4 protein-coding genes are annotated in these 2,296 nt (G+C 29.1%); all 4 read right to left on the bottom strand.

Annotation, left to right across the window (positions count from 1 at the left end):
• Positions 1 to 309 (bottom strand): flavodoxin-dependent (E)-4-hydroxy-3-methylbut-2-enyl-diphosphate synthase (locus KHW44_RS08800; protein ID WP_304068561.1); only part of this gene is annotated, 309 nt, incomplete at its 3' end.
• Between the two features lie 50 nt (positions 310 to 359).
• Positions 360 to 1,364, bottom strand: coding sequence for an RIP metalloprotease RseP (gene rseP, locus KHW44_RS08795; RefSeq protein ID WP_304068558.1), 1,005 nt, complete (start codon positions 1,362 to 1,364; stop codon positions 360 to 362).
• 12 nt (positions 1,365 to 1,376) lie between these two features.
• The gene (locus KHW44_RS08790; RefSeq protein WP_304068555.1) at positions 1,377 to 2,156 is read right to left on the bottom strand and encodes a phosphatidate cytidylyltransferase; all 780 of its coding nucleotides are present in this window, start codon (positions 2,154 to 2,156) and stop codon (positions 1,377 to 1,379) included.
• Positions 2,153 to 2,296 (bottom strand): undecaprenyl diphosphate synthase family protein (locus KHW44_RS08785; RefSeq protein ID WP_304068564.1); only part of this gene is annotated, 144 nt, incomplete at its 5' end. The genes KHW44_RS08785 and KHW44_RS08790, both read right to left, overlap by 4 nt.

The raw sequence follows: 2,296 nt of genomic DNA, 5'->3' as shown, positions 1-2,296 counted from the left end.
AGGATTAATTCTAATACAATCACACCCGTTTTCAATTGCAGCTATTGCTAATTTGTGATGAAATTGAATGTCAGCAATAAATGGTATATTCGTCATACTTTTTATAATTGGTATCGCCTTAGCATCTCCCAAATCATTAATTGCACTTCTAGAAATATCACATCCTACAGATTCAAATTCTTTAATTTGTTTAACAGTGCTTTCAACATCTTTTGTGTCGGTATTAGTCATAGATTGAACTGTAACTCTTGCTCCATTTCCCACAGCAACATTTCCTACGTAAATTCTTTTTGTATCTTCTCTTTTCATTACTTCACCTTTCAAATTTAAAAAGGCCCATAAAGGCCTAATCAAAACATTTAAAATAATTTAATAACATCTTTAATTGTAACTATGGCGATTAATGCTAAAAGCAAAATTAATCCTACCATGTGTATATAGCCTTCTTTTTCTTGAGATATTTTTTTGCCAAATATCATCTCAATTAGTATGAATATCGCTCTTCCTCCATCTAAAGCTGGAATAGGCAATAAATTAAATACACCTAAATTAATGTTAATATATGCCAATAAGAAAATTAAATTAGCAACACCTGTCTTTGCAGCATTACCAATCTCTTTTACCACACCAACAGGTCCACTAACTCCTCCTAAACCTAATTGACCAGTTATAAGCATCCCTAGGAATTTATATAACATGCCTGTCAAATTAAGAAAAGTTATGACGCCTTTTTTAAAGCCTTTTATTAAGCTAAAATTTTTAATATCATATTCTTCTTGAAAGTTTACTCCAATTTTTCTAACATTATTTTCCAATCTTGGAGTGACTTTTATGTTCTTTGATTGAGAATCTCTTATTACTCCAATATCCAAATCACCTTGAGATTCTTTGATATTTTTTAATAATTCCTCTCCATCATTTATATTTTTCCCATTTATAGATACAATTTTATCTCCTGTTTGTATACCTGAAGAATATGCTGGTGAATCTTCTAGCACACCAGATACTTCTGTACTAACTCTACTTACAGACATTAATAAAATTAACAATATAAAAGCTAATAAAAAATTCATAATAGCACCAGCTAGAATTACTTTGAGTCTTACAAGTGGAGATTGATTATTCAAAGAATTCGGACTGTCATTTTCTTCGTCTTCCCCCTCTAGTTGACAATAACCACCTACAGGTAGTAATCTCAAAGAATAAAGAGTTCCATTCGATTCTTTTTGGAAAAGTTTTGGTCCCATACCTATTGAAAATTCCAAAACGGAAACTCCATTCATTTTTGCTACGATAAAATGTCCAAACTCGTGTATTAAAATTACAAGTAAAAATATTATTATTGATGAAATTATTGTAATCACATTTCCTCCTAATTATAGCCCTAAACAATATAAAATTGAAAGATAAGGCAAAACAAAAATAAAACTATCAAATCGATCCATTACTCCACCATGTCCTATAAAAATATTACCAAAATCCTTCACATTGGCTTTTCTTTTAATTTTAGAAGCGCTTATATCACCAATTTGAGATATAATAGAACCGAAGAAAGCGATAATAACTATCTTAGCAATATTTAAATTGCCATAAAATATAGAAAATATAGCACCAATTATCATACTTCCTACTATTCCACCTATTGCTCCTTCAATAGTTTTTTTAGGACTAATTTTTGTCAATTTGTGTTTGCCGAACAACATTCCTGTACAGTATGCTGCAGTATCTGTTCCCCAAGAACATATATAGATAAGCCAAATATATTCAGTTCCAGAAATAAAATACATTAACGAAAAAGTAATCGTAATATATATGTGCATAAAATAGTTATTTAGTACTTCCTTGATAGGTTTGTCAAAAATGGTATATAAAGTCAATTCTATCAAACTAAAACTGCACAATAAAGCTATCGCGAATAATTCCTTCTTAAAATAAACGCTTAAATTAAAACTAACATTAAATAATACATTAATAATCAAATTATTAATGTTAATGTTATTGGAATAATCCTTGTTAATTACATTTTCTAGTTCGTAAATTGAAACAGTACTAAGGAATAAATTCATTATTAAAAGATAAATTCCGCCTTTAGAAACGCAAAAAATAGATAACAATAAAATTATTATTCCGGTTAATGTCCTTTTTAAAAATTTCATTTCAATCCACCAAATCTTCTATCCCTGTTTTGGTACCAATAAATCGCATCGATAAGTGATTCTAACTTGAAATCCGGCCAATATATATCTGAAAAATAAAGTTCTGCATAAGACATTTGATAAAGCAAGAAATTGCTTAG

The sequence above is a fragment of the Finegoldia magna genome (genome assembly GCF_018371055.1).
Taxonomy (GTDB): Bacteria; Bacillota; Clostridia; order Tissierellales; family Peptoniphilaceae; genus Finegoldia; species Finegoldia magna_I.
This window is presented reverse-complemented; position numbering and strand designations above follow the sequence as displayed.